Here is a 25,485-nt window from a genome sequence, read left to right as displayed (position 1 = left end):
GTCGTCGATCCACCCTCGCTGTCATCCCGAGCGCAGCGAGGGATCTTTCCTGCGGCCTCATAGGCCCCTCGCTACGCTCGGGGTGACAGTGCCGTTGTTGCTGCGCTTGCGCCTTCAGTCGAAGGCGTAGGACGCCATCGACAGGTTCCCCAACGTAAACGACCGATGCAGCGCGCGTCCGTGCGCGCCCTTGCCGGCCGCGCCGAAGGCGACGTGAATCGGCAGGAAATGCTCGTCCGTCGGATGGGCCTCGCGGGCATAGGGCGCCTTGGTGCGGTAATCCGCCAGCGCCGCCTCGTCGCCCTTCTCCAGCGTCTCGGCCAGCCAGTCGTCGAACGCCTTGGCCCACGGCTCGGGCTCGGCATCGTTGCCTGCACCGCGCACCAAGGCCCGCAGGTTGTGCGTGGCGCTGCCCGACCCCATCACCAGCACGCCCTCCTCCCGAAGCGACGCAAGCTTGCGGCCGAGCGCGATGTGGTGCGCCGGGCTTTCATTGGGCTGCACTGAAAGCTGGAAGATCGGGATGTCGGCCTCGGGCCAGGCAAGCTTGGCCGGCACCCAGGCGCCGTGGTCGAGCCCGCGATGGGGATCGTGGGCCGCGCCGGTGAGCTTCGCCACGCGCTCGGCCAGTTCGGGCGCGCCCGGCGGATCGTAGCGCAGCGCGTAAAGGGCTTCGGGAAACCCATAGAAATCATGGATGGTGGCGGGCTTGTGCGCCGTCGACACGGCCGGCACGTCGGTGTCCCAGTGGGCCGAGACGGCGACGATGGCCGTGGGCCGCGGCAGGACCTGGCCGAGCGATGCCAGGAAGGCGCGCGCCGGCCGATCCTCCAGGATCAGCATGGGAGAGCCGTGCGAAACAAAGACCGTTGGCATCGACATCGCTTTATTCCTCGGCCGCCCCATGGCAGCCTGTGTGCAATCGGGGCTCGTATCAGGGAAGACAGATATAATGCACGCTTTTCGGATTTTGACGCGTTTTGCGGCGTGCCTCGCCCTGCTGTGGACGATTCCGGCCGGCGCCCAGACGCTCCGGATGGTCGCCCATTCCGACCTCAAGGTCCTCGATCCGATCTGGACTACCGCCTTCATCACGCGAAACCACGGCTACATGATCTACGACGTGCTGTTCGCGCGCGACGCCGATCTCAAGATCCAGCCGCAGATGGTCGACAAATACGAGGTCTCGGCCGACAAGCTCTCCTGGAAGTTCACCCTGCGCGACGGCCTGGAATGGCACGACGGCCAGCCGGTGACGGCCGAGGACTGTGTCGCCTCGATCAAGCGCTGGGGCGCGCGCGATGCGCTCGGCCAGCAGTTCATGGCCTCGGTCGGCGACCTGAAGGCGGTCGACGCCAAGACCTTCACGCTCACGCTCAAGGAGCCGTTTGGCCTCGTCCTCGATGCGCTGGGCAAGCCCTCCTCCAACGTGCCCTTCATGATGCCCAAGCGGGTCGCCGAGACCGATCCGAACAAGCAGATCGACGACTACACCGGCTCGGGCCCGTTCATCTTCAAGAAGGACGAGTGGAAGCCCGGCGAGAAGGTGGTCTACGTCAAGAACGCCAAGTACAAGCCGCGCGCCGAGCCGCCCTCGATGCTGGCCGGCGGCAAGGTGGTGAAGGTCGAGCGCCTGGAGTGGATCGCCGTCAGCGATCCGCTGACCGCGGTCAACGCCCTGCAGCAGGGCGAGATCGACCTGGTCGAGATCCCGGTGCCTGATCTCTTCCCGGTGCTGAAGGCTGACAAGAACATCGCGCTGTTTGGCTGGAACGCCCAGGGCAGCCAGATCATCATGCGTTTCAACCATCTCCATCCGCCCTTCAACAACGTGAAGGCGCGCCAGGCGGCGATGTACGCCATCGCCCAGGAGGACTTCCTCAAGGCGCAGGTCGGCGATCCCGAGATCTACCGGGTGTGCAACTCGCCGCTGGTCTGCGGCTCGCCCTACGAGAAGAGCTATGGCGACCTCCTGGTGAAGCCCAACTTCGACAAGGCGCGGCAGCTCCTCAAGGAAAGCGGCTATGACGGCACGCCGATCGTGATGATGCAGGCGACCGACCTGCAATCGTCCAACCAGCTGCCGCCGGTCGCCAAGCAGGCGCTCGAGCGCGTCGGCTTCAAGGTCGACCTGCAGGCGATGGACTGGCAGACCGTGGTGTCGCGCCGTGCCAAGAAGGATGCACCCGACAAGGGCGGCTGGAACATCTTCTTCACCACCACCGTCACGGTCGACGCCGACAATCCAGCCAGCAACTCCTTCACCAGCGGCGCCTGCGACAAGGCGTGGTTCGGCTGGCCGTGCGATCCGGAGATGGAGAAGCTGCGCGCTGCATACGCGCGCGAGGTCGATCCCGACAAGCAGAAGCAGATCGCCATGGCCGTCCAGGATCGCGTGATGGACCAGGCGAGCTACATCGTGCTCGGCCAGTACAAGGCGTTCGGCGCCTACCGCAAGGATCGCGTCTCGGGCTGGCTGCCCGGCCCTGTGCCGGTGATGTGGAACATCACCAAGAAGTAGGCCATTCGCGGCCCGCTTTGCCGGGCGAACATCGTTGGCACGGACATCGCATCGTTCGTCAACCCCGGCGCGCCGAGCTGCGTGCGGGGCATCGTCAAGTATGGAAAGGGTATGAGTATGGGTTTGTGGAAATGGGTGGCACGGGGTGCCGTCGCGCTCGGTTTGGCGACGGCGGCCGGTGCCATGGCGGGACCGGCGACGGCGCAGACGCTGCGCATGGTGTCGCACGCCGACATCAAGATCCTCGACCCGATCTGGACGACGGCGCTGATCACGCGAAACCACGGCTACATGGTCTACGATGTCCTGTTCGCCAAGGACGCCGACCTCAAGATCCAGCCGCAGATGGCGGAGAAATACACCGTCTCCGACGACAAGCTCACCTGGACCATCACCCTGCGCGAGGGCCTGGAATGGAGCGACGGCACGCCGGTGACGTCGGAGGACTGCATCGCCTCGATCAAGCGCTGGGCTGCCCGCGACGGCTTCGGTCAGATCCTGCTGAAGGCCACCAGCGACATCAAGGCGATCGATGCACGGACGTTCGCCATCGTCCTCAAGGAGCCGTTCGGCCTGGTGCTGGACGCGCTGGGCAAGCCCTCGTCCAACGTGCCCTTCATGATGCCCAAGCGCGTCGCCGAGACCGACCCGAACAAGCAGATCGAGGACTACACCGGGTCGGGCCCGTTCATGCTGAAGCGTGACGAGTGGAAGCCGGGCGAGAAGATCGTCTACGTCAAGAACCCCCGCTACAATCCGCGCAACGAGCCGCCCTCGATGCTGGCCGGCGGCAAGATCGCCAAGGTCGATCGCGTCGAGTGGCTGGCCATCCCCGATCCCGCCACCGCGGTGAACGCACTGATGGCCGGCGAGATCGACCTGATCGAATCGCCCGTGCCCGATCTCTTCCCGATGCTGAAGGCCGACAAGAACATCGCGCTGTTCGGCTGGAACGCGCTCGGCAGCCAGATCATCATGCGCTTCAACACACTCCACCCGCCCTTCAACAACGTGAAGGCGCGCCAGGCGGCGATGTGGGCGCTGGCGCAGGAGGACATGCTGCGCGCCCAGGTCGGTGATCCCGAGATCTACAAGGTCTGCAACGCACCCTTCGTCTGCGGCACGAAGTACGGCAAGGGATACGGCGATCTCCTGATCAAGCCCAACCTCGAGAAGGCGCGGGCGCTTCTCAAGGAGAGCGGCTACGACGGCACGCCCGTCGCGATGCTGCAGCAAACCGACCTGCAGTCGTCCAACCAGGTCCAGGCGGTCGCCAAGCAGCAACTCGAGAAGGCCGGCTTCAAGATCGACCTGCTGCCGATGGACTGGCAGACGGTGGTGTCGCGCCGCGCCCGCCGCGAGCCGCCGGCGCAGGGCGGCTGGAACATCTTCTTCACCACCAACATCACGCTCGACCTCGACAATCCGGGCATCAACGCCTATGCCGCCGGCACCTGCGAGAAGGCCTGGTTCGGCTGGCCGTGCGACCCCGAGATCGAGACGCTGCGCGCCGCCTTCATCCGCGAGAGCGATCCGGCCAAACAGAAGGAACTGGGCTACGCCATCTCGGACCGTCTCGTCGATCAGGGCCTCTACGCGCCGGTCGGCCAGTACAAGGCCTTCGGCGCCTACCGCAAGGACCGCCTCTCCGGCTGGCTGGCGGGGCCCGTGCCGGTGGTGTGGAACATCAGCAAGAAGTAGCTCCGAGTGGACATCCGGCAGGCCTTGGCGCCCTGCCGGATGCGCCCGTCCGATGCTACGCAGCTCGCTACGCCGCCTGGGCCAGCGGCTGCTCGCGCCAGCGGCGCGCTGAATCGGCGACACGCTTGCCGAGCGCCTCCATGGTGCGGAAGTCGGAGGCGGCGATGCCCTCGATACCCTGATCGGCATTGGCCTGCGCCATGGCGCCGACCGACGCGCCCAGGCGATTGAGATCCTCGGCAGAGCCCTTGGAATGGTTGTAGCCCGGCGGCAGGCCGAGCCCGACCCACACCATGCCGTGCTGCAGGGCGAGCGTGAGCAGCTGATAGAGCGTGTTGTGCTTGTCGCCGTTCCACGACGCCGAGGCGGTGAAGCCGGCCGCGAGCTTGTTGCGCCACGCCCCTTCCATCCAGCGCTTCGACGTCCAGTCCTTGAACTTGGCGAACTCGGCCGACACGCCGCCCATGTAGGTCGGGCTGCCGAAGATGATGGCATCGGCGCCGTCCAGCTCGGCCTGACGGGCTTCCGCGTCGGCGACCGGAATCAGGCTCACCTTGGTGCTGGCAACCGATTCGGCGCCCCTGGCGACGGCCTCAGCCAAGGCCTGGGTATGGCCGAAGCCCGAGTGATAGACGATGGCGATGGTGCTCACGATTCTCTCCAATCCTTTGATTCAACTAGAGAAAAGACGATATGTTTCCCCAGTTTATTAGGTTACCGTTTGTGACTGGAAAGATTTAGGAAGCGCTCTATATATTCACCAGTAGGTACCAATTCGTAACTCATGGATATTCCCATGGACGCCAAACAGATCCACCACGGCAAGGAGAGTGCCTCCTGCCCCATGGACTTCATCCTGCGCATGCTGATGGGGCCGTGGACGACGTACATCCTCTACAACCTCAAGACCCACGGCCCGCAGCGCTTCGGTGAGCTGAAGCGACGGGTGGCCGGCATCTCGGCCAAGATGCTGACCGAGCGGCTGCGCACGCTCGAGGGCGCCTCGCTGGTGCGGCGCGACTATGAAGCGACGATTCCGCCCAAGGTCACGTATTCGCTGACCCAGCGCGGCCACGAGCTCGACGACGTTTTAGGCAAGCTCGCCGAGATCGGCATGCGCTGGGAAGCCGAGGACGCCGCCCTGCGCGCCGCGCGGGCAGCGGAGCTGAAGGCGGCTGAATGACAGCGAAGCTGTCATCCTGAGGCCGCAGGCCGAAGGATCTTTGGGGCCTCAAAGATCCTTCGCTGCGCTCAGGATAACACCGCGCCGTTGGCGCAATGTCACTTAGGCACGTTGAAGTGCCCTTGCACGAAGCTGAGGTCGATGAACGACTTGGGATCGGCGTCGCGTGAGACCTGCCCGGTCGATTGCCAGAACGCGACCTGCTTATAGATGTCGCCGACGTCGAGCCTGCCCTCCGGATCGATGTAGGGCAGGCCGGCGGCGATCAGCGCCGGCGGCTGCTTTACCACGTTCGACAGAATGCCGATCATCTCGTCGTAGTTGGGGCCGGGCACCAGCTTGCCGTTCTCGCGCTTGCCGAACGCCTCGTGATAGGCTGCGGCGCCGCGGCGATAGCCGACCAGGAACTTCTCGACCAGCGGCCGGCGCTCGGCAATGGTCTTGGGCGAGGTGAAGACCGCACCGAGCTGCCAGGGCACCTCGTCGCCGACATAGGCGATCGGCTTGCCGCTGCCCTCCGATTCGACCTGGCGGAAGGTCGTGATGGGGAACACCGCGGCGTCGACCTGCCCGCCCTTGAAGGCCGCCACCATGTTGGGAATGGTCTGCAGCGGCACGATGGTCACGGTCTTCATGTCGACGCCGTGCTTGCGCGCCACGACTTCCAGAGAATAGTGGACCGAGGAGCCGACCGTGGTCACGGCGACCCGCTTGCCCGACAGGTCCTTCACGTCGCGAACGCCGGCATCCCAGGCGGCATTGGTGACGGCGATGACATTGAGCTGGTAGCCCGGCCGCTCGGCGCTCTGCGCCGCCACGACCTTCAGCCCGCCCTTCGCGGCGAGATTGAAGAAGCCGGCGGTGAAGGCGGTGACGCCGAGATCGGCATCGCCCGACACCACGGCCAGCGGCACCTGGGCCGCCGCCTGGAAGTCCTTCATCGTGAGATCGAGGCCCGCTTCCTTGAACCAGCCCTTCTCCTGGGCGATGAAGATCGGGCCCGACGACGACAGCTTCAGCAGCGCGATCGAGGCTTTCGTCAGATCCTGGGCCTTTGCAGCCGGCGCCATCGACAGCGCAGCCATGCCGCCCAGCGCCCACCGGCGCGTCGTGCGATTGGAAAACACCCTGAAGCCTCCCGTTCCCCTTGGGCGAAGCCGCCGGCTCAACAATGCCAAAGGTTCGGCGAGACTTACAACGTTATTGCTCAGTCAGGTCGAGTTGCCGAGTTCCAGCTGCGTCTTGCCCTCCACCTCGAATTTTGCGGGCAGATTCGGCGGGCCGTAGCCGCGCTTTTCCTTCCGTTCAATCACCGAGTGGTGAAGGATTGCGCCTTCGGGAATCAGCCGGGGCTCCGAGCGAGGCAGGTACCAGCCGGAAGTCGGAAGCGACTTGTCATCGCGCCATCGCGCTCGCTTCGGCAGCCATTCCAGCACGCGCCAGGCTGCGTTCATCGAATCGTGCATGTCGGCGGTCGCGTCAGGTTTTGCGTACTGATACTTGTCGCCCGCCTTCCCTTGGCCAAAGGCCAGCCGCCTCAACATGCCGTCGTTCATGTCGAGGCCGGCGTCCGATGCCTGCTGAATCATCCAGATCAACGGATACTTGGAGAGAGCGCTTTCTTCCTCCGCGTATCCACCGCCGACATCCGAGTGAACGCCGGCAAACCATACCTGCCGGATGTTCTGCTCGACAGCCGATGCGCGATCGAAAGGGTTGTCTTGATAGGGCTGCGGGTCGATCCATCGGTTGAGCCGGAACATGCGCCGGCGTTCATCGATCGCGATGGCCTGCCGGAAGATGCGGACACTCGGGTTGGTTCGCGTGAATCGCAGGGTTTGCAGGTTGGGCAGCAGCCGATCTGTTCTCGGCACGATGACCGAGGCGACGGTGTCCCAGACGCCGATGAACTCGATCCTGATCGGTCGCCCGCCGGCAACCCGGCTGAAGTCCCACGCTGCCGCCAGCTGTTCGCTCTTTACTTCTCTTTCGTCCGTATCCGACGATTTCTGGCTGTCGCTGCTTGCCCTCTTGTAAGCCGACAACGCATACGTCGCGAGATTGAGCTGGTCCCTGGGGAGCAATCCCATGACGTGCGTGAAGGCTGCGAGCGCGCGGACCGTGTATGCTCCCCGGCTGAAGCCGAACAGGTACACCTTGTCGCCGGGCTCGTATGTCTCGGCCAGGAAGCGGTAGGCGCTCAGGATGTCGTTATCCAGGCCGTATCCTGTCGCCAGTCCAAACACGGCGCTCGCGTTCTGCCTGAACCTCTGCCAGGCATTCTGCTGCCCGATCGTGCCTACTCCCGGATTGTAGTAGACCCGCTGGGCGTCGGTCCTCTTCAGGATACGATAGAGCTTCAGGACATTTGAGATCTTCTTTCCGATCTCATTGCCGGTACCGTCGCAACAGATGACGATCTTCTTGGACATTCGCTCGAAGCCCCCTGTTTGGCATTATATAGCGCGGTCAAGCAGAATGCTACTATGACGAGTATTTCTGCAACGATCTCTCGGCGCGAGTTGTCTGGCGGGCAGCCTTGCATGCCGCTATTTAGGAACGGCTCAGAGGCTGAATGACTGCTGTCGAGAAGATGAATCCCATCGATTGTGACGTACTGGCCAGCGGCGGCGGCATGGCCGGCACGGTGGCTGCCATCGCGGCGGCCCGCCAGGGCGCCCGGACCGTCCTGTTCGAGCGCCACGGCTTTTTGGGAGGTGCCGCGACGGCCGGCGCCGTCGGCCAGTTCGTCGGCTGGGAGACGCGGGCCGGCCGTCGGGTGATCGCGGGGCTCGCTGAGGAGATCGTGGGGCGCCTGCAAGCCATGGGCGGCAGCAGCGGCCATGGCCATTTCGTGATGTCGACAGGCCATCGCATGGATCGCGTCGAATACGACACCGAGATCCTGAAGGTGGTGCTCGACGAGATGGCGCACGAGGCAGGCGTGCGGGTGCTGCTGCACGGTCAGCTCGCCCAGATCTCGCGCCGCGGCCGCACCATCGGCTCGGCGACGGTGCTGACCAAGGGTGGGCTGCTCGAGGTGCGGGCCCGCTTCTTCATCGACAGCTCGGGCGACCTCGACCTGATGGCGCGCGCCGGCGCCCCGTTCCTCGACCTCGACGAGGGCGAGAGCCTGCAGCCCGCGACCATGATGTTCCGCTTGGGGCCGATCGACTTCGCCGCCTTCGACGGCATGAGTGCGGACGCCAAGGCAGCCCTCGCGGCCCGCGGCGTCGCCGAGGGCGCATTGCCGCGCGCGGCGCTGCATTGCAGCCGCGTGCCGGGCGGCGACGATGGCTGGTTCAACGTCACCCGGCTTGCCATCGACGCCAGCGATCCCTTCGCCCTTTCGGACGGCGAGCGCGAAGGCCGCCGCCAGGCGCTCGCCGCGGCACGCTTCATCACCGCCAACGTGCCGGGCTGCGCCAGGGCGCGGCTGGTGTCGTTCGCGCCGCAACTCGGCATCCGCGAGACGCGCCGCATCGCCGGCCTCGCCACGCTGACGGCCGACGACCTGCGCAACGGCGCGGAGTTCACCGACACCATGGCGCTCGGCGCCTATCCGATCGACGTCCATCACGCCGGCGACGCCAACATCACTTTCGAGGAGCTGGGACCGGACCACGTCTACGCCCTGCCCTACCGCATCGCCGTGCCGCAAGGTCTCGACAATGCGCTGGTTGCGGGCCGCGGCCTCTCGGCCACACACGAGGCGCACGGCGCCATTCGCGTCATGCCGACGGCGATGGCCGTCGCCCAGGCCGTCGGCACCGCAGCGGCCCTGCTCGCCGCCTCCAACCAGCCGACGGCACAACTCGATCCGGCGACGTTGCGCGAGAAGCTGAGAGACGCCGGCGCGATGCTCTGACGCCGCGGTCCGGAAGACCTTAGCGAAAGGCCGCCGCCACCCTTGCCGTATCCTCGACGACGCGGAACGAGGTGATCTCGCCGTTGCGCACGCCGAACACCATGGCCCAGTCGGCGGCGAAGGTGCGGCCTGTCGGCTTGGCCTTGCCTGTCCAGTGGCCGATCGCCACGACCTCGTCACCGGCCGGCAAGACATGCTTGGGCTCCCAGGTCAGTACGTCGACCGCCGCACCGATCTTGGTGAAGAAGTCGCCGACCCCGTCGCGGCCCTTGTAGGCCCCGCCATAGGGGATTTCCGGGCCGCCAGCGTGACGCCAATCCACATCCTTGGCCACGCGCGCCACGATGAAACCCGGGTCACCGCGACCGAACGCATCGAAGCAATCCCGGATCAGTTTCACGTTGTCTGCCATTCCCTGCCTCCATTGTCTGGCCCGCCTGTTACGGCGTGGCAGCAGCACTGGACGACAGCGGGCCCTTCACATGGCCGTGAGCCTACTTCTTGGTCATGTCCCAAAAGACCGTGATCGGCGGCGGCACGGGGCGCGTGCCGATATTGGTGCGCACTGCCGAGACCGCAAACCACTCGCCGAGTGGCACATGGGTCACGATCTGCAAAGCGTAGCGCTGCACTTCCTCGGCAGCCGCCTTCTTCTCGGCATCCGAGGTGGCGGCGACGAACTTGTCGCGCAGCTTTTCCATGGCCTCGTCGCACGGCCAACCGGCCCGCGCCTTGTCACAGGTCGCGATGAGATAGGGCGTCATCAGCGGGTCGAGGATGTCGAGCTGCACCCAGCTCGTGCCGAAAGCGTTCCAGCCGCCGTCCGACGGCGGTCCTCGCTTGGTCGTGAGACGCGTCACCATGCTCTGCCAGTCCATGGGCTGGACCTCGACCTTGAAGCCCGCCTTCTCGAGCTGCGACTTGGCGACCGGCGCCAGCTGCTTGATGACGCCGAGGTCGGTCGGCTGCGGCATCACCACGAGCGTGCCGTCGTAGCCGGCCTCTTTCAGGAGCTCGCGCGCCTTGGCGACGTTGCCCTCCATCATGCCCTCGGTGCCGGCTGTCGAGGCGAGCGGCGAATCGCAGGTGAACATCGCCTTGCAGACGCGGTAGTACCGCTTGTCGCCGATGTTGGCCTGCAGGAACTCCTCCTGGTTCAGCGCGTAGGCCGCGGCCTGGCGGACCTTCACGTTGTTGAACGGCGGCTGGAGCCAGTTGGCACGGAAGACATACTGGTTGGAGGTCTTGTTCGAGATCAGCCGGACGTCCTTGTTCTTTTCGAGGATCGGCAGATGGTCGTAGGAGACGCTCTCGATCATGTCGATCTCGCCGTTCATCAGCGCGTTGAGCTGCGTCTCTGCATCGGGAATCCAGATCCACTCGACGCGGTCGAGCTTGACAACCTTGCCGCCGGCGAGGCCTGCGGCGGGCTCGGTACGCGGCTTGTACTTGGGGTTCTTCACGTAGACAATCTTCTCGCCCGGCTTCCATTCATCCTTCTTCATGATGAAGGGCCCGGAGCCGGTCGTGTCCTCGAGCTGCTTCATGGGGTCGAGGTCGGCGACGCGCTTGGGCATCATGAACGGCACGACCACCGACGGCTTGCCCAGCGATTCGAGCAACGGCCCGAACTTCTCCTTGAGCACGATCTGGAAGGTCTTGGGATCGACGATCTTGTAGTCCTGCAGCGACTGGTTGAGCTTCTGGCCCATCGCATCGCGCACCGACCAGCGCTTGAGCGAGGCCACGCAATCCTCCGCCGTGACCGGCGCGCCGTCGTGCCATTCCAGCCCGTCGCGCAGGGTGAAGGTCCAGGTGAGGCCGTCCGGGCTGGTCGTCCAGCTCTCGACCATCTGCGGCTTGACCTGCAGCTTGTCGTCGATGGCGAACAGCGTGTCGTAGATCATGTAGCCGTGGTTGCGCGTGATGTAGGCGCCACTCCAGATCGGATCGAGCGCCTTCACGTCGGAATGCATGACGACCTTGAGGGTCTGTGCCGAAGCCAACGGCGCCGTGGAAACGGCGGCAAGCGCCGCGATGGATGAAAGAACAAGACGACGCATGAGGGCTCCTCCCGGACGGTGATCTGCAAAAACCAGGCCGCCTTCGCGCGCCCTCACAAGGTCGGTTCCTTGTCGATCATCGACACATGGGCCATGACGACCTTCCAACCGATATCGGGGAAACGCACCCACGTCTGGGTCTGCCGGCCGACCATGTCCCTGTCGCGAACTTTGTAGACCAGCGTCACCGTGGCGACGTCGCGGCCCACGGTCACGATGTCGAGGCGATGGCGCTTCTCCTTGGTGCCGGGACCGGGAGGCCGGGCGACGCGATGGGCGTGGATCCTGTCGAAGCCGTAGCCGTGCTCGTAATTGGCCAGGCGGATCGCGTGCGGGCTGTTCCAGAAGGTGGCGTCGAGCACGTCGACGTTCTTGTCGATCAGGGCCTGCTCGTAGCGCTCGAACAATTCCCGGACTTCCTCGACGACTTCCGGGATGTTCGGCGTCATGTCCTTCACGTCGTTGCCTCCAGTGCCTTCGCCACGGCGACCAGCGTCGCATCGCTGCCGCGCGGCCCGATGATCGACAGACCGACCGGCAGCCCGTCAACCGTCGTGCCCGGGAGGCTGACCTGTGGGTGACCAGCATGTCCACCTTGCGCGCAGAGGCAGGTGATGCGATCGCGCAGCGGATCGAGAACCGACAGCGCTTGGCCGACCAGCGGCGCGGGGAACGGCGTCGTCGGCAGGCAGAGGATCGTGCCGGCGGGCAGCAGGTACGCCACGCGCGCCCGCACTTCCTGGCGCATCAGCTGCGCCCAGGCCTGCTCGGCCGGCGGCACCAGCGAACCCATCACCAGCGCCTTGGCGACCGAGAAGGCGAAGCGCGGGTTGCGCTCGTCCAGCCAGGACTTGAAGGTGTTGTAGGCCTCGACCGGCTGCAGCATGCGCTGCGCGCGCGCCCACGCCGACAGGCCGGGCGGCGCCATGACCTCCTCGCGGCTCGATCCGATCAGCGTGGCCAGGCGCTTCACCATCGGCTGGAGAGCGGCGGCGACGTTGGCGTCGGCAAAGCCGAAGGCGTCGACGGCCACGATCAGCCGCGTCGGCAGGACGGTCGGTATCGCCTCTCCCAGCATCACCGACGAGACCCGGGCGAACGTCTCGGCGTCACGGGCAAACCAGCCCGTGGTGTCGGAGGTCGGCGCCTGGGGCAGCATGCCGGTGACGTCGATGCGGCCGTGCGTCGGGCGGATGCCGTAGAGTCCGCAGAAGCTTGCCGGCACGCGCACCGAGCCGCCGGTGTCGGTGCCGAGCGCGGTGTCGCACAGCCCCGCCGCCACGGCGGCGGCCGAGCCCGACGACGAGCCGCCGGGCACGCGGCCGGGCGCGCGCGTGTTGACCGGGGTGCCGTCGAAGGCGTTCTCGCCCAGGATGCCGAGCGAGACTTCGTCGGTGATGGTCTTGCCGATCAGGGTGGCGCCGGCGTCGAGCAGGGTTTGCACCGCCCAGGAATGCCGGCTGGGGACTGGGCGCCCGGTTGGCCAGTCGTGGTTGCCGCCGCCGGTCGGCACGCCGGCCACGTCGAACAGGTCCTTGGCAGCGAAGGTGAGGCCCTGCAGCGGGCCGCCGGTGCGGCCTTCGACGCGCACGCGCGGACCCGGCACGAAAGCGCCGATATCGTCAGTCATGACGGCTATCGTAGAGGCTTATTCGGCCGGCGTCGCGGCGCGCCGGCGCCAACGCCAGCGCGAGCCGAGCTTCACACCGGTCAGCCTGTCGAACCACATGTAGACCACCGGCGTGATGAACAGCGTGAGCAGCTGCGACACCATCAGGCCGCCCACCACCGTGATACCGAGCGGCTGGCGCAGCTCGGCGCCGGCGCCGGCGCCTATGGCGATCGGCAAGGCACCGAGCAGGGCGCAGGTGGTGGTCATCATGATGGGTCGGAAGCGAAGCTGCGCCGCTTCGACGATCGCCTGTTCGGCGGTGGCGCCCTGCGCGCGGCGCTCGATCGCGAAGTCGACCATCATGATGGCGTTCTTCTTGACGATGCCGATCAGCATGACGACGCCGATCAGGGCGATGACGCTCAGGTCCATGCCGAACAGCATCAGGATTGCCAGTGCGCCGATGCCGGCCGATGGCAGGCCCGACAGGATGGTGAGCGGGTGGATGAAGCTTTCGTAGAGGATGCCGAGGATGATGTAGATCACCAGCACGGCGGCAAACAGCAGCATGCCCTGGTTGGCCACGGCCTGCTGGAAGACCTGGGCGCTGCCCTCGAAGCTGATGGCGACCGATTGCGGCAGGCCGACTTCGGTCGCGGCGGCCGTGATGTCCTGTACCGCTTCGCCCAGCGCCACGCCCGGCGCCAGGTTGAAGGAGATGATCACCGACGGCAGCTGGGCGATGTGATTGACGGTGAGCGACGTCGGCTTGTCGTTGCGCTTGGCCACGGTGTCGAGTGGCACGAGCGCGCCGCTCGGCGTACGGACCTGGATGCGGCGCAAGACCTCGTTGATGTCGGCATATCTCGGATCAGCCTCCAGGATCACCTGGTAGGTGTCGTCCGGCGCATAGATCGTCGATACCTGGCGCGTGCCGAAGGCCGAGTAGAGCAGCAAACGGATCTGGTCGACCGACAGGCCGAGCCGCGAGGCGACGTCGCGGTCGACGTCGATGACCGTCGCCCTTGCCTTGACCTGCAGGTCGGAGTTGACGTCCTGGATTGTCGGGATGCGCCGCATGCGCTCCTCCATGCGGGGCGCGTAGTCGCGCAGCACCGCAAGATCGCTCGAGCGCATGCCGAACTGGTACTGGGCGCGGGTCTGCGTGGTGGCGATGTTGATCGACTGCACCGGCTGGAAGAAGACGTTGATGCCGGGCACCGTCGAGGTCGCCCGACGCAGGCGGGCGATCACCTGGGTCACGCTGTCCGTGCGTTCCGGCTTGTCGCGCAAAGTGACGAAGATGCGGCCCGAATTGACGGTGCTCGCCGCGTTGCCGCCGCCGACCGTGGAGATCACCGAGACCACATCCGGATCGCGCTTGATGATCTCCGCCAGCACCGCCTGGCGCGCCACCATGGCGTCGAACGAGGCGTCGTCCGGCCCGACCGTGGCGCCGGAGATCTGGCCGATGTCCTCGGTCGGGAAGAAGCCCTTGGGGATCGCCTGGAACATGATGGCGGTCAATACGAAGGTACCGAGCGTGATGGCGAGCACCAGCCGCGGCACGGTCACCGTCCGCTTCAGCGCCCAGGTGTAGCCCTGGGTCACCTTGTTGAAGCTCCATTCGAAGGAGCGCAGCAGGAAATTGTGCTTCTCGTGGTGGTCGATCGGCTTCAGCAGCCTCGAGCACAGCATCGGCGTCAGGGTCAGCGACACCACGCCGGAGATCAGGATGGCGAAGCTGATGACCAGGCCGAACTCGTTGAACATGCGGCCGACCACGCCGCCCATGAACAACACCGGGATGAATACCGCGACCAGCGACAGCGTCATGGAGATGATGGTGAAGCCCACCTCCTTTGAGCCCTTGAAGGCGGCCTCCATCGGCTTCTCGCCCGCCTCGATGTGGCGGACGATGTTCTCCAGCATCACGATGGCGTCGTCGACGACGAAGCCCACGGCGAGCGTCAGCGCCAGCAGCGAGATGTTGTCGATCGAATGGCCGCAGACATACATGCCGGCGAATGTGCCGACGACCGAGATCGGCAGCGCGATGGCCGGAATCAGGGTGGCGCGGAAGCTGCGCAAGAAGAAGTAAATGGCGATGACAACCAGCAGACCGGCCAGGCACAGGGTGAACTGGACGTCCTCAATGGCATGACGGATCGAGACCGACCGGTCGTTCAGCACGCTGATCTCGACTCCGGTCGGCAGCTCGGCCTGGATGGCGGGCAGCATCGCCTTGACGCGGTCGACGACCTCGACGGTGTTGGCGTCGGGCTGGCGATAGACCGCGAGCACGATGGCACGTGTGCCGTCGAGCCAGGTCGCGACCTTGTCGTTCTCCACGCTGTCGATCGAGGTGGCGACATCGGAGATGCGCACGGGCGCGCCGTTCTGCCAGGTCACGATCACCGGCATGTAGTCGGCGGCCTTGTTGATCGGCCCTGTGGCGTCGAGGATCGAGCTCTGCCGCGAGTCGGCGATGGCGCCGACCGGCTTGCTCGAGTTGGCGTTGACGATGGCGTTCTGCAGTTCCTGCAGCGTCAATCCGCGCACCGCCAGCTGGTCGAGATTGGCGCGCACGCGTACTGCGTACTTCTGCGAGCCGAAGATCAGCACCTGGGCGACGCCCGGCAAGGTCGAGATGCGCGGCAGGATCGCGCGGTTTGAGAAGGCGTCGACGTCCGACAGCCGGACCTGGGACGACTTCAGCGCCAGGAACATGACCGGGAAGTCGGCTGGATTGACCTTGCGGAAGCTGGGCGGCGTCGGCAGCTCGGCCGGCAGGCGGCGCATCGCCGAGGAGATCGCCGACTGGACGTCGAGCGCCGCACCGTCGATCGAGCGGTTGAGATCGAACTGCAGGACGATCGAGGTGTTCCCGAGCGACGACGTCGAGGTCATCGTGGTCACGCCAGCGATGGTCGCGAACTGGCGCTCGAGGATGGAGGCGACCGAGGCGGCCATCGTTTCCGGGCTGGCGCCGGGCAACTGCGCCTGGACCTGGATGGTCGGGAAGTCGACACGCGGTACGGCCGCGACGGGCAGTTGCTTGTAGCCGAAAATGCCGGCGAGGACGAACGACGCCATCACCAGGATCGTCATGACCGGGCGGCGGATACAAAGAGCTGAAAGCATGTCCGGTCTCTGGTTCTGAGGCTCTAGCCGCGCGGCGGGGCGGCGGCAGTCGACGGCGTCTCGGGCGTCGCCGGCCTGATGCCGACATTGGCGCCGTTGACCAGACGGAGCTGGCCGTCCGTGACGACCTGCTCGCCCCCTTCCAGGCCTTTGCCGATCACCGATTCTCCGCCCTGGGTCCGCTTGATGACGACATTGCGCAGTTCGGCGACGCCGTCCTTGACGACGAACAGATAGGGACCTTGCGGCCCGAGCTGGATGGCGGGTGCCGGCACGGCGATCGCCTCGGGCTCGATGCCGAGAATGACCTCGACCTTGACGAACTGACCGGGCCACAGGCCTTCGGTAGCATTATTGATGCGCGCCTTGGCCGTCACCGTGCCAGTCAGCGGATCGACGGTATTCTCGAGAAAGGCGATGACGCCCGACTGTTTGCGATTGTCGTCGATGAGGGCGTTGACCTTGACATCGCCTTTGGCCATCGCCGCGCGGATGTCCGGCAGGAAGACCTGGGGGATCGCGAAAGCGACGTAGATCGGGTCGACCTGGTTGATCGTGGCGAGCGAGCTCGCCGCGGTGTTGTCGCCGACGCGAACCACGGTACCGGCCTTGCTCGAGATCGAGCCGATGCGGCCCGACACCGGTGCGCGAATCTCGGTGTAGGTGAGCGAGGTCATCACGCTCGCCTTGGCTGCCTCGTCGGCTTCGAGCTGGGCTTCGGCCGCCTTGAGCGTGGTTTGGGCAGTGTCGCGATTGACCACTGTGCCGGCGTTCTTCGACAGCAGCTCTTCGTAACGGCTCACGTCGCGCTTGGCCTGGGCGACCTGGGCCTGGTCCTTGCGGATCTGCGCCTCGATCTGGCCGAGCTGCGCTTTAAGCGTGCGCGCATCGAGCTCGAAGAGGACGTCGCCCTCTTTCACCAGCGCACCTTCCTCGACATTCACCTTCATGATCTGGCTGTCGAGGCGCGGCTTGATCTGGATCGAGGCAATGGCCTGCACGGTGCCGACCGCTTCGATCACGATCGGCAGCGGCTTCTTGGCGACCTTGGTGACGACCACGGGAACAGGCCCGCCCGGGTTCAATCGGCCACGCCGGCCCTGCGGTTGCGCGGCGGCTGCAGGACTGGCCGCGCTTCCTTTTTCGGCCGCACTTGCAAACGCCCCAAGACCCAGCCTTTGGGCGACCTCATCACGATAGAAATACCCGGCCCCGCCGACCGCGACCGCGATCACAGCGAAAACCGCCACCCGGACCATCCGCATCCCAGACTCTCCAGATCCCCAGCCCCTTAAGAGGGATTATAGGGGTTGCCTGCCCTGCCGGACAGCCAGAACCGCCCTTTACCCCCGAATTCTCAAAGCAAAAAACCCGCCACATTGGGCGGGTTCTTCGTCTTTTTGCAGATCACAGCCTTTAACTTAAGCTTAACGGCTGTAGTACTCGACCACGAGCGAAGGCTCCATCTGGACCGGATAGGGCACGTCGGCGAGCTTGGGGCCGCGCACGTAGGTGCCCTTCATGTCCTTATGATCGACCGAGACGTATTCCGGCACGTCGCGCTCGGCGGTCTGGGTGGCTTCCAGCACCCGGGCCATGTCCTTGGCCTTGGCCGTGAGTTCGATCACGTCGTTGTCCTTGACCAGGTAGGACGCGATGTTGACCCGCTTGCCGTTCACTTTGACGTGACCGTGGCTGACCAGCTGGCGGCTGGCGAACACGGTGATGGCGAACTTCATGCGGTAGATGACGGCGTCCAGCCGGCGCTCCAGGATCTCGACCAGGTTCTCGCCGGTATCGCCCTTGCGGCGCACCGCCTCGAGATAATAGCGGCGCAGCTGACGCTCCGAGACCGAGCCGTAGTAGCCCTTGAGCCGCTGCTTGGCCATGAGCTGCAGGCGGTAGTCGGTCGGCTTCTGGCGGCCCTGGCCGTGCTGGCCGGGACCGTATTCGCGCTTGTTGATCGGGCTCTTGGGACGGCCCCACAGGTTGACCCTGAGGCGGCGGTCGATCTTGTACTTCGAATTCTCGCGCTTGCTCACGCGATCGCTCCATCGTTGTGCGTCATGTGACGCTGTTGTCCGGATAGGCCTGGATCCAGCTACCCGCTATTTGCAGCAGGCTTGCTGGGGCGGAATGAGGGCCTGAAAAGGCCTTCAGTCACGTTCTCCGGAAGAAGCGCGGAACATACTGGCGAACGCCGGCCAGTCAAGCGCCTGTTCGCCCTTAAAGATCAATGGCTTAGATCTCGACCAGCACGATTTCATGGGTCACTTGGGCGGTTTTCTTGAACATTGCCGTCGCTGAGCAGTACTTCTCGTCCGACAGGCTGACCGCCCGCTCAACCAGCGCCTTGTTCAATTTGCGGCCACGCACCGTGTAGACCAGCTTCACCGAGGTATAGACCTTGGGGAAATCGTCGGCCCGTTCGGCGACCATCGACACCTCGATTCCCTCGATGTCCTGGCGCTGCTTCTTCAGCATCGAGACGACGTCGATCGCCGTGCAGCCGCCCATGCCCATCAGCAGCACTTCCATCGGCCGCGACGCGAGATTGCGGCCGCCGACGTCGGGCGCGCCGTCCATGGTGATGGTGTGGCCGCTGCCGGCCTCGGCGACGAACAGGGCGCCGTCGACCCAGGAGATCTTGGCAGTCGTGGACATCTCGGCTCCGTGAAGAATGCGTGTCGGTTCGACACTACATCCTTCACCGAGCGCAAGGCATCAAGCGCCTAACAGAACACCGGCGCGATTTCCGTCAGCCGCTTGGCGCTCGCCGGCGAGAGCTGCTGCACCGTACCGAGGAAGTTGGGATGGCTCATGCCCGAGCCGATGAAGGTCCAGCGCTGGGCCTGGTGCTGCTGCTCGGCGAGCCTCGCATGCTCGGCTTCGCCGAGCTTGCGGCCGCTTGCCTTCATCATGGCGGCGAGGTCGAACAGCGCCTGCTGCTTCAGCCCGTCATCGATCATCCCGCCGATCTCGAGATAGCCGTCGACGCAGCTCACGATCTCGCCTTCCGGCATGCCCTTGGCGAGATCGGCGACCATCAGCGTGTCGAGCATGGCGTGCTGGGCCTCCTCCATCCAGTGATGCCGGAGCATGCTGGCGAACTGCTTGTCGAGGCCGCCGTCGTCGCGGATGCATTCGATGAAGTGGCGCTGCGTCATCCATTCGAGATGCAGGATCAAGAGCGCCACCGACAACGGCTTGTGCTTCAGCACGGCCTCGGCGATCGCCTCGGGCGGGCCGATCACCTCGCATTCCGTGCTGAAGCCCTTCTGGAACTCGGCACGGAAGCGCTTGAAGAGATCGATGTGCTTGGCCTCCTCGCCGGCGAATTGCAGGAAGGCGCGGCAGCGCGCATCGTCGCCGGCGAGCCGCGGGCGCGTGTGGTCGAGCAGGAAGGGCAGGATGAACTCCTCGACCAGACCGAACTGGTAGAGATAGCCGTGGCCGCGGATCTGGTTCAGCAGCAGCTTCTCGCGCGCCGACAGGCTGTCGAGCGGGGCGATGCGGGCAAGCGCCTCGGGCATGAACGGCTTGTCAAAATCTAGCCGCTTTTCACCGCCGATAATGTCCTCGACTCGCCAGTTGAGGCGCTGCGAGGCAGCAAGGGCCGATGCATAGGAATAATTGGTTTGCATTGAAGCCTCCATCCGTCGCGATGGGATCGCGATAAGGGAAAATGAAATGCAACCGGGCCAGCCACTATCCGGAAACCGCCCAAAGTCCCCAGTTCCCGCAAATCGCAGAAAACTGTTGCTGAGACGACACGGATGAACAGCCCGACCTCACTGCTTCCCGACATCGAAGATCTGATGCCTGACGTGGAGCGCGCCCAGCAATATATCGGCGCGCATCTCGACGATGCGATGACCGTCGGCGACGTGGCCGCCGCCGCGGGCGTCGCCCATCGCACGCTCTACAAGCACTTCCACGACACACGCGGCACCTCGCCGATGCGTTACGCACGCGACTGCCGCTTTGCCGAGGTGCGCGAGGCGTTGCTGCAGGCCTGCCCGCAGGACACCGTGACGACCATCGCCGTCCAGTGGGGCTTCTGCCACCTCGGCCGCTTCTCGGTCGAGTACCGCAGGCGCTACGGCGAAAGGCCGTCAGAGACGCTGCGCCGCGGATGCCCTGCCTGAGGCCCTACTCCTCGTCGTGCTTGCGCTTGCTGAGGAACTTGATGACGCCGTGGAAGGAGCGGACCTCCTGCTCGGTCATCGCCGTGCGCTGCAGCAGTGCGCGCAGGTTGTTCACCATCGCCGGCCGCATCGCCTTGTGGCGCAGGAAGCCCGACTGGTCGAGCGCGCGCTCGAGATGGTCAAACAGATTCTGTAATTCGTCCTTGGTGGCGGGCCGCGTCGAATGGTCGGACATGCGCTCGGCCGGCGCCTCCTCCCCCGCCATCGCCCATTCATAGGCCACCAGCAGGACCGCCTGGGCGATGTTGAGGGACGAGAATTGCGGATTGAGCGGGATCGAGAGCGCCGTGTCGGCCTGGACCATGTCGTCGTTGGTGAGGCCGGTGCGCTCCGGCCCGAACAGGACGCCGACCTTGTCGCCCTCGGCCGTCCAGGAGCGGATCTCGGCGGCGGCGCGGCGCGGCGTCACGATGCGCTGGCTGAGCTCGCGGTTGCGCGCCGTGGTCGCGACCACGCGGCCCATGTCGGCGACCGCCGCCTCGACCGTATCGAACACCTTGGCCTTGTCGAGCACCACGTCGGCGCCGGACGCCGCGCGCTCAGCCTTCGGGTTCGGCCAGCCGTCGCGCGGCGCCACCAGGCGCAGGCTCGACAGGCCGCAATTCAGCATGGCGCGCGCCGCCATGCCGATATTCTCGCCAAGCTGCGGTCGCACCAGGATGATCGTCGGCGCGGCGTTGGTGGTAGCGCGACCTTTGGCGGGACGTCCCATGAACTCTCTCATATTCCTCCCCCGTATGACGGGGGAGGATTTGAAAGGCTCAAGAGCTAAGGCAAGTTGTCCTTCACGAAGACATCGATGCGGATGCGTTCCTGGGCGGCGTTGATCGCCCGGTCCTCGCAGTAGGCGAGCAGCACCCGCGCCGCCGAGCGCGCTTCGTGGCCGGCGTCCTGGTTCACGACGGCGGCCATCGTCCCCGACAGCAGGAAGCGGCGCGTGTCGGGCGTGAGCTCGTGGGCGACGAAGATGATGTCGCCGGCACGCCTGGCGATCTCCAGCGCCGCCACCGCACCACGCTTGCCAGCCCCGATCACATAGAGCCCGACCAGCCCGGGATGCGCGCCTAAGAGATCCTCGGTCGCCTCCTGCGTGCGCTCGCGGTCGTCGCGGCCCTCGCGCGTCGCGGCGACGTCGAGATGGGGCGCCACCTCGCTCAGCGCCTGGACGAAGCCGGCGAGGCGCTCGGCGTGGTCGCGCAAGGCGAGCGAGCCCGCGATCACGCCGACCGTGCCGAGGCGCGCGCCGACGAAGCGGCCGAGCAGCGTGCCGGCCGTGCGCCCGGCGGCGAAATTGGCGAGGCCGACATAGTGGTGCCGCCGCGAGGTCGGCACGTCGGACACCAGGGTGACGACATAGCGCCCGTCCGCCACCAGCGCATCGATGGCCTCGCGCACCGCGGGATGATCGAGCGCCACGATGGCGAAGCCGTCGTAGCGCGGCCCGAGCCGCGCCAGCTCGCGCGCCAGCACCGGGCCGTCGAACACGTCGACATGCACGAGCTCGATGTCGGCGCGCTCCTCGGCCATCCACGCCGCCGTCTCGCGCACCGCCTCGGCGAGCTGGTTCATGAACACGTTGTCGCCAGCCGGCAGCACGAAGCAGAAGCGCCAGCGCTGGCCGCGCGCCAGCGCCGCGGCGGCGCGGTCCGGCCGGTAGCAGAGGCGCTGCGCGGCGTTCTCGATCTTGCGCCGCGTCTGCTCGCGCACACCCGCCCGACCATTGAGGGCGCGGTCGGCGGTGGCGAGGCTAACGCCGGCGGCGCGGGCGACATCTTCGAGGGTTCGGCGCGTCATGGCCGCTCAGGCGCTGCCGACGGCGAGAGCGTCCGGCCCGGGAATGGCCGCGGCCGGACAGGTGCCGACGATGATCATGCCCAGCACCTCGTCCTTGGTCACGGCGCGCGTGCGCGCCGTGCCGACGAGCCTGCCGTTCTTCATCACCGCGACGCGATCGGAGAGGTCGAACACGTCGTGGATGTCGTGGCTGATCAGGAAGATGCCGATCCCCTCCTTCTTGAGCTGGACGATGAGATCGGCGACCTGCTGGGTCTCCTGCGGACCGAGCGCCGCCGTCGGCTCGTCCATGATCAGCACCCGGGCGTTGAAGTGGATCGCCCGGGCGATGGCGACGGCTTGGCGCTGGCCGCCCGACAGCGCGCGCACCGGCTCCTTGAACTTGGCGAAGTGCGGATTGAGGCGCGCCATCACCTTGCGCGTCTCAGCCTCCATGGCGACGTCGTCGAGCGTGCCCCAGCCGCTCCTGAGCTCGCGCCCCAGGAACAGGTTGGCCGCTGCGTCGAGATTCTCGGCCAGCGCCAGGGTCTGGTAGATCGTCTCGATACCGTAGCGCCTGGCATCGCGCGGGCTGTTGATGGCGGCCGGCCGGCCGTCGATGCGGATCTCGCCGGCATCGGGCCGGTAGGCACCCGACAGCATCTTGATCAGCGTCGACTTGCCGGCGCCGTTGTGGCCCAGCAGGCCCACGACCTCGCCGCCTAAAAGGTCGAGCGACACGTCGTCGACGGCGCGCACGCCGCCGAAGCTGATCCTCATGCCGCGCATCTCGACCAGTGGGGGCCGGGAATCGCTCATCCCGCACTCCCCTTCAGGGTGCGCGAGCGATAGAGCCGGTCGAGCCACACGGCCACGACCAGCACCAGCCCGACGACGATGTTCTGCAACGGCGTGTCGAGGCCCATCAGCACCATGCCCGACTGCAGGCTCTGCATGACCAGCGCGCCCAGCATGGCGCCGGCGACAGTGCCGAGCCCGCCGCCCAACGAGGTGCCGCCGATCACGGCCGCGGCGATGACGTAGAGCTCGTCGAGCATGCCCTGCGCGTTGGTCGCGGCATTGAGGCGGGCGGTCGAGATGGCGGCCGCGATGGCGCACAGCACGCCCATCAGCACGAAGACCAGCACAGTGACGCGCTTGGTGTCGACGCCCGACAGCTCGGTCGCCTCTGGATTGCCGCCGAGCGCGAACACATAACGGCCAAAGCGTGTGCGCCGGGCCAGGAAGGTGACGACGATGCCGACACCGACGGCGATCAGCACCGGCAGGGCAAGACCATGCGCGATCGACAGGCCCTGCGGCGGCACGACGAGGCCGCGCTCGGCGGCGATGCGTTCGGCGACTCGCGGCGGCAGGTCATAGCTGTTGGCGACCAGGACGATGGCCAGCACCGCGAGGCCGGCCAGGCCGGCAACCGCCACCTCCGCCCAGACCGGCCGAAGGGCGAAGCCGACCTGCCGGCGCCGCCGGCGCGCGTGCAGCGTGCTGAAGGCGATGGCTGCCAGCGCGAGCAGCGCCACGACCCAGGTCCAGCCGGCGCCGATCGCGCCCTCGATGCCGCCGCCCATGCGCCGGAAAGCATCGTCCATCGGCGCCACGGTGCGGCCCGACGTGACCCACCAGGCGCAGCCGCGCCACACCAGCAGGCCGCCCAGGGTGACGATGAAGGCCGGCACGCCGAGATAGGCGACGATGGCGCCATGCAGCAACCCGATCGCGGCGCCGACGGCGATGCCGACGGCGAGCGCGATGACCCAGATGAGCGGATGTTCGAAGCCGAGATACTTCGGCAGGAACTCGGCCTGCGTCACCCCCATGATCATGCCGACGAACCCCAGGACGGAGCCGACCGAAAGGTCGATGTGGCGCGCCACGATCACCAGCACCATGCCGGCCGCCATGACGGCGACCGACGCGGTCTGCACGGAGAGGTTCCACAGGTTGCGCGGCGTCAGGAAGGCGCCGCCCGACAGGAGGTCGACGCCGATCCAGATCAGCACCAGCGCACCCAGCATGCCGACCAGCCGCGCGTCGATCTCGGTCGCGCGGAACAGGTCGGCGAAGGCGCGACGTCGGGGCGCGCTCACGCGTTGCGATGCTCCGGAGAGCGATGAGTCCACTTCAGTCCCCACACCCGAATTTCTGCCCCCTCACCCGCCACCACTCATGACTCACCACACTCGTGCTCCTCTCCCCCGCTAGGGGGAGAGGTCGGGTGAGGGGGTTACACCCGTCGTTGCCCCCTCACCTAACCTCTCCCCCTAGCGGGGAGAGGAACATGAGGGGAGAAGCCTCAATAACGCTCAGTTACAGACCTTGGTCGTCCCCGCCTTCACGCCGCGGCAGACCACATCCTTCGGCACCCAGCCGGCCTGGATGATGACATCGAGGTTGTCCTTGGTGATCGGCACCGGCGTCAGCAGGATCGAGGTCATCGCGACCTTGCGCGGGCCGTCGGCCCAGGTCTTCGTGTCCTTCAGCGCGCCGAGCTTGGTGCCCTTGGCGAGGGTGATCGCCTGCTCGCCCGCAGTGCGGCCGAGCAGCCGCGAGTCCTTCCATACGCTCACGGTCTGCGTGCCCAGCGCCACGCGGTTCAGCGCCGCGTGGTCGCCGTCCTGGCCGGAGACCGGCACCGACCCGGCCATGCCCTGCGCCGCCAGTGCGGCGACGGCGCCGCCCGCCGTGCCGTCGTTCGACGCCACGACCGCGTCGACCTTGTTGCGGTTGGCCGTCAGGAACTGCTCCATGTTGCGCTGCGCGTTGGCCGGCAGCCAGCCGTCTGTGTAGGCCTCGCCGACATTCTTGATCTTGCCGCCCTTGAGCGCGTCGCCCAGCACTTCCATCTGGCCGGAGAACAGGAAATCGGCGTTGGGATCGGCCGACGAGCCCTTGATGAAGACGTAGTTGCCATCGGGCTTAACCTTGAACACCTCGCGCGCCTGGATGCGCCCGACCTCCTTGTTGTCGAAGGTGATGTAGAGCACGTCCTTCATCTCGATCAGGCGGTCGTAGCCGATCACCGGGATGCCCTCGTTCAGCGCCTTCTCGATCGCCGGCCGGATCGCGTTGGCATCCTGCGCCAGCACGATCAGCGCCTTGGCGCCGCGCGCGATCAACGCCTCGATGTCGGTGATCTGCTTGGCGGCATTGCTCTGCGCGTCAGCCGACACGTAGGTGCCGCCACCCGCCGCGACCGCCGCCTTGATCGCCGCCTCGTCGGTCTTCCACCGCTCTTCCTGGAAGTTCGACCAGCTCACGCCGATCACCTGCGCGCCAGCCGAACTGCTCACCGCAATGCCGGCCAGGACAGCAGCGCCAATCAGCGCCGCAAAGGACATGCGTGCCATGTTTCCTCCTGTTGGTACTTGGCCGCGCGATTGGATGATGCGGC

General features: G+C 66.2%; 23 protein-coding genes. 5 read left to right on the top strand and 18 right to left on the bottom strand.

Annotation, left to right across the window (positions count from 1 at the left end):
• Positions 1-114 precede the first annotated feature (114 nt).
• Positions 115-876, bottom strand: a complete 762-nt coding sequence (locus RSO01_RS00570) for a DODA-type extradiol aromatic ring-opening family dioxygenase (protein ID WP_281291389.1) — start codon at positions 874-876, stop codon at positions 115-117.
• Positions 877-970: 94 nt separating this feature from the next.
• Here RSO01_RS00570 and RSO01_RS00565 point away from each other — a divergent pair, with 94 nt between their 5' ends.
• Both RSO01_RS00565 and RSO01_RS00560 read left to right on the top strand, forming a co-directional pair.
• Positions 971-2,521, top strand: a complete 1,551-nt coding sequence (locus tag RSO01_RS00565; protein WP_246157906.1) for an ABC transporter substrate-binding protein — start codon at positions 971-973, stop codon at positions 2,519-2,521.
• Positions 2,522-2,632: 111 nt separating this feature from the next.
• Complete coding sequence (locus RSO01_RS00560) at positions 2,633-4,222, top strand: ABC transporter substrate-binding protein (RefSeq protein WP_246157903.1); 1,590 nt, start codon at positions 2,633-2,635, stop codon at positions 4,220-4,222.
• Between the two features lie 67 nt (positions 4,223-4,289).
• Here the strand turns inward: RSO01_RS00560 and RSO01_RS00555 are convergent, their stop codons facing one another.
• Positions 4,290-4,874 carry a flavodoxin family protein gene (locus RSO01_RS00555; RefSeq protein ID WP_147145087.1) on the bottom strand — a complete coding sequence of 195 codons (585 nt, stop codon included), beginning with the start codon at positions 4,872-4,874 and terminating at the stop codon, positions 4,290-4,292.
• 144 nt (positions 4,875-5,018) lie between these two features.
• Here RSO01_RS00555 and RSO01_RS00550 point away from each other — a divergent pair, with 144 nt between their 5' ends.
• Complete coding sequence (locus tag RSO01_RS00550; protein ID WP_218037201.1) at positions 5,019-5,405, top strand: winged helix-turn-helix transcriptional regulator; 387 nt, start codon at positions 5,019-5,021, stop codon at positions 5,403-5,405.
• 98 nt (positions 5,406-5,503) lie between these two features.
• Here the strand turns inward: RSO01_RS00550 and RSO01_RS00545 are convergent, their stop codons facing one another.
• The gene (locus RSO01_RS00545) at positions 5,504-6,532 is read right to left on the bottom strand and encodes an ABC transporter substrate-binding protein (RefSeq protein ID WP_147145085.1); all 1,029 of its coding nucleotides are present in this window, start codon (positions 6,530-6,532) and stop codon (positions 5,504-5,506) included.
• Between the two features lie 84 nt (positions 6,533-6,616).
• Positions 6,617-7,837: a T6SS phospholipase effector Tle1-like catalytic domain-containing protein gene (locus tag RSO01_RS00540; RefSeq protein WP_147145082.1), complete on the bottom strand. Its 1,221-nt coding sequence runs from the start codon at positions 7,835-7,837 to the stop codon at positions 6,617-6,619.
• Between the two features lie 143 nt (positions 7,838-7,980).
• Here RSO01_RS00540 and RSO01_RS00535 point away from each other — a divergent pair, with 143 nt between their 5' ends.
• Entirely contained in the window at positions 7,981-9,273 is a 1,293-nt protein-coding gene (locus RSO01_RS00535) for an FAD-dependent oxidoreductase (protein WP_218037200.1), read from the top strand.
• 19 nt (positions 9,274-9,292) lie between these two features.
• Here the strand turns inward: RSO01_RS00535 and RSO01_RS00530 are convergent, their stop codons facing one another.
• From RSO01_RS00530 to RSO01_RS00490, 9 genes are all read right to left on the bottom strand, one after another.
• Positions 9,293-9,685, bottom strand: coding sequence for a nuclear transport factor 2 family protein (locus RSO01_RS00530; RefSeq protein ID WP_147145080.1), 393 nt, complete (start codon positions 9,683-9,685; stop codon positions 9,293-9,295).
• A gap of 82 nt (positions 9,686-9,767) precedes the next feature.
• Positions 9,768-11,336, bottom strand: coding sequence for an ABC transporter substrate-binding protein (locus tag RSO01_RS00525; protein ID WP_147145078.1), 1,569 nt, complete (start codon positions 11,334-11,336; stop codon positions 9,768-9,770).
• A 53-nt stretch (positions 11,337-11,389) separates the two neighbouring features.
• Positions 11,390-11,785, bottom strand: a complete 396-nt coding sequence (locus RSO01_RS00520; RefSeq protein WP_170302768.1) for an AtzH-like domain-containing protein — start codon at positions 11,783-11,785, stop codon at positions 11,390-11,392.
• Between the two features lie 5 nt (positions 11,786-11,790).
• On the bottom strand, positions 11,791-12,966 hold the full coding sequence (locus RSO01_RS00515; RefSeq protein ID WP_147145075.1) for an amidase: 1,176 nt from the start codon (positions 12,964-12,966) through the stop codon (positions 11,791-11,793).
• A gap of 18 nt (positions 12,967-12,984) precedes the next feature.
• On the bottom strand, positions 12,985-16,092 hold the full coding sequence (locus RSO01_RS00510) for an efflux RND transporter permease subunit (RefSeq protein WP_147145073.1): 3,108 nt from the start codon (positions 16,090-16,092) through the stop codon (positions 12,985-12,987).
• A gap of 23 nt (positions 16,093-16,115) precedes the next feature.
• The gene (locus RSO01_RS00505) at positions 16,116-17,342 is read right to left on the bottom strand and encodes an efflux RND transporter periplasmic adaptor subunit (RefSeq protein WP_170302767.1); all 1,227 of its coding nucleotides are present in this window, start codon (positions 17,340-17,342) and stop codon (positions 16,116-16,118) included.
• A 177-nt stretch (positions 17,343-17,519) separates the two neighbouring features.
• Positions 17,520-18,134: a 30S ribosomal protein S4 gene (gene rpsD / locus RSO01_RS00500; protein WP_147145069.1), complete on the bottom strand. Its 615-nt coding sequence runs from the start codon at positions 18,132-18,134 to the stop codon at positions 17,520-17,522.
• A 199-nt stretch (positions 18,135-18,333) separates the two neighbouring features.
• On the bottom strand, positions 18,334-18,756 hold the full coding sequence (locus RSO01_RS00495; RefSeq protein ID WP_147145067.1) for an OsmC family protein: 423 nt from the start codon (positions 18,754-18,756) through the stop codon (positions 18,334-18,336).
• Positions 18,757-18,824: 68 nt separating this feature from the next.
• Positions 18,825-19,736, bottom strand: coding sequence for a hypothetical protein (locus RSO01_RS00490; protein ID WP_218037199.1), 912 nt, complete (start codon positions 19,734-19,736; stop codon positions 18,825-18,827).
• 174 nt (positions 19,737-19,910) lie between these two features.
• Between RSO01_RS00490 and RSO01_RS00485 the strand changes: the two genes are divergently transcribed.
• The gene (locus RSO01_RS00485; protein ID WP_170302766.1) at positions 19,911-20,240 is read left to right on the top strand and encodes a helix-turn-helix domain-containing protein; all 330 of its coding nucleotides are present in this window, start codon (positions 19,911-19,913) and stop codon (positions 20,238-20,240) included.
• 4 nt (positions 20,241-20,244) lie between these two features.
• Here RSO01_RS00485 and RSO01_RS00480 read toward each other — a convergent pair whose 3' ends face one another.
• The 5 genes from RSO01_RS00480 to xylF all read right to left on the bottom strand — a co-directional run bounded on the left by RSO01_RS00480 (position 20,245) and on the right by xylF (position 25,441).
• Positions 20,245-21,012 (bottom strand): RNA methyltransferase, encoded by a 768-nt coding sequence (locus tag RSO01_RS00480; RefSeq protein WP_147145061.1) that lies wholly within the window; start codon positions 21,010-21,012, stop codon positions 20,245-20,247.
• 56 nt (positions 21,013-21,068) lie between these two features.
• On the bottom strand, positions 21,069-22,094 hold the full coding sequence (locus RSO01_RS00475; RefSeq protein WP_147145059.1) for a LacI family DNA-binding transcriptional regulator: 1,026 nt from the start codon (positions 22,092-22,094) through the stop codon (positions 21,069-21,071).
• Positions 22,095-22,100: 6 nt separating this feature from the next.
• Complete coding sequence (locus RSO01_RS00470) at positions 22,101-22,892, bottom strand: ATP-binding cassette domain-containing protein (RefSeq protein ID WP_147145057.1); 792 nt, start codon at positions 22,890-22,892, stop codon at positions 22,101-22,103.
• On the bottom strand, positions 22,889-24,181 hold the full coding sequence (locus RSO01_RS00465) for a sugar ABC transporter permease (protein ID WP_246157900.1): 1,293 nt from the start codon (positions 24,179-24,181) through the stop codon (positions 22,889-22,891). The genes RSO01_RS00470 and RSO01_RS00465 overlap by 4 nt, the downstream gene beginning before the upstream one ends.
• Before the next feature lie 216 nt (positions 24,182-24,397).
• On the bottom strand, positions 24,398-25,441 hold the full coding sequence (gene xylF / locus RSO01_RS00460) for a D-xylose ABC transporter substrate-binding protein (RefSeq protein WP_147145054.1): 1,044 nt from the start codon (positions 25,439-25,441) through the stop codon (positions 24,398-24,400).
• Positions 25,442-25,485: the final 44 nt, after the last annotated feature.

Origin of the sequence: Reyranella soli, assembly GCF_007992495.1 — a bacterium.
Classification (GTDB): domain Bacteria; phylum Pseudomonadota; class Alphaproteobacteria; order Reyranellales; family Reyranellaceae; genus Reyranella; species Reyranella soli.
Note: the sequence above shows the minus strand (reverse complement) of the source record. Positions and strands in the feature narration are given on the sequence as shown.

Excerpts from the sequence above, each read along its gene's own strand:
- RSO01_RS00490 (WP_218037199.1), bottom strand. The coding sequence starts at position 19,736 with ATGCAAACCAATTATTCCTATGCATCGGCCCTTGCTGCCTCGCAGCGC.
- RSO01_RS00485 (WP_170302766.1), top strand. The coding sequence starts at position 19,911 with ATGCCTGACGTGGAGCGCGCCCAGCAATATATCGGCGCGCATCTCGAC.
- RSO01_RS00495 (WP_147145067.1), bottom strand. The coding sequence starts at position 18,756 with ATGTCCACGACTGCCAAGATCTCCTGGGTCGACGGCGCCCTGTTCGTC.
- RSO01_RS00520 (WP_170302768.1), bottom strand. The coding sequence starts at position 11,785 with ATGACGCCGAACATCCCGGAAGTCGTCGAGGAAGTCCGGGAATTGTTC.
- RSO01_RS00475 (WP_147145059.1), bottom strand. The coding sequence starts at position 22,094 with ATGACGCGCCGAACCCTCGAAGATGTCGCCCGCGCCGCCGGCGTTAGC.
- RSO01_RS00510 (WP_147145073.1), bottom strand. The coding sequence starts at position 16,092 with ATGCTTTCAGCTCTTTGTATCCGCCGCCCGGTCATGACGATCCTGGTG.
- RSO01_RS00570 (WP_281291389.1), bottom strand. The coding sequence starts at position 876 with ATGCCAACGGTCTTTGTTTCGCACGGCTCTCCCATGCTGATCCTGGAG.
- RSO01_RS00480 (WP_147145061.1), bottom strand. The coding sequence starts at position 21,012 with ATGGGACGTCCCGCCAAAGGTCGCGCTACCACCAACGCCGCGCCGACG.
- RSO01_RS00560 (WP_246157903.1), top strand. The coding sequence starts at position 2,633 with ATGAGTATGGGTTTGTGGAAATGGGTGGCACGGGGTGCCGTCGCGCTC.
- RSO01_RS00515 (WP_147145075.1), bottom strand. The coding sequence starts at position 12,966 with ATGACTGACGATATCGGCGCTTTCGTGCCGGGTCCGCGCGTGCGCGTC.
- RSO01_RS00530 (WP_147145080.1), bottom strand. The coding sequence starts at position 9,685 with ATGGCAGACAACGTGAAACTGATCCGGGATTGCTTCGATGCGTTCGGT.
- xylF (WP_147145054.1), bottom strand. The coding sequence starts at position 25,441 with ATGGCACGCATGTCCTTTGCGGCGCTGATTGGCGCTGCTGTCCTGGCC.
- RSO01_RS00550 (WP_218037201.1), top strand. The coding sequence starts at position 5,019 with ATGGACGCCAAACAGATCCACCACGGCAAGGAGAGTGCCTCCTGCCCC.
- RSO01_RS00525 (WP_147145078.1), bottom strand. The coding sequence starts at position 11,336 with ATGCGTCGTCTTGTTCTTTCATCCATCGCGGCGCTTGCCGCCGTTTCC.
- RSO01_RS00535 (WP_218037200.1), top strand. The coding sequence starts at position 7,981 with ATGACTGCTGTCGAGAAGATGAATCCCATCGATTGTGACGTACTGGCC.
- RSO01_RS00540 (WP_147145082.1), bottom strand. The coding sequence starts at position 7,837 with ATGTCCAAGAAGATCGTCATCTGTTGCGACGGTACCGGCAATGAGATC.
- RSO01_RS00470 (WP_147145057.1), bottom strand. The coding sequence starts at position 22,892 with ATGAGCGATTCCCGGCCCCCACTGGTCGAGATGCGCGGCATGAGGATC.